1 protein-coding gene is annotated in these 683 nt (G+C 46.9%); it reads right to left on the bottom strand.

All coding sequences use genetic code 11. From position 1 onward, the window contains the following. Positions 1-683: ATP-binding cassette domain-containing protein (locus R7040_RS26845; RefSeq protein WP_318097650.1), on the bottom strand; the 683-nt coding region annotated here is incomplete at both ends.

Below are 683 nucleotides of genomic sequence, written 5' to 3'. Positions count from 1 at the left end.
TATCCAATGCACACAGAGACATGTTCTCTTTCACGGATAAGCCCAGCACCAGACCATCCCCTTTGCGGTCTTCCGAGATGTAAGCGATACCATTTGCCAAGCCATCTTGCGGGCTAACCGGATTAATGGTTTTGTTATCGAGATTGATAACGCCATGCTCGCTTGGCAGCGCGCCGTAAATCACTTTCATTAACTCGGTGCGGCCTGCGCCCATCAAACCAGAGATACCCAAAATCTCACCGCGTTTAAGTGTGAAGCTCACATCGTGAACGCCAGAACCTGTCAAGCCAATCACTTCAAGGCATGTCTCGCCGTGCTTTACATCAATACGTGGGTATTGCTCTTCTAATTTACGGCCAACCATCATTTCGATTAAGCCGTCTTCATCCGTGTCTGCTACTCGGCATTCACCGATAAATTTACCGTCACGAAGCACGGTAATGTCGTCACAGATTTCAAAGATTTCTTTCAGGCGGTGTGAGATATATACAATGCCGCAGCCTTGCTCACGAAGCTCATTAATCACTTTGAACAGAGATTCGGTTTCTGTATCAGTAAGCGCATCGGTTGGTTCATCCATGATGATGACTTTCGATTCAAACGAGAGCGCTTTGGCAATTTCTACCATTTGTTGCTCACCCAAACTTAGATCACCAAGCAAGGTTTTCGAGCTGTGTTTCACG

It is taken from the genome of Vibrio sp. 1069, from assembly GCF_033340555.1.
Note: the sequence above shows the minus strand (reverse complement) of the source record. Positions and strands in the feature narration are given on the sequence as shown.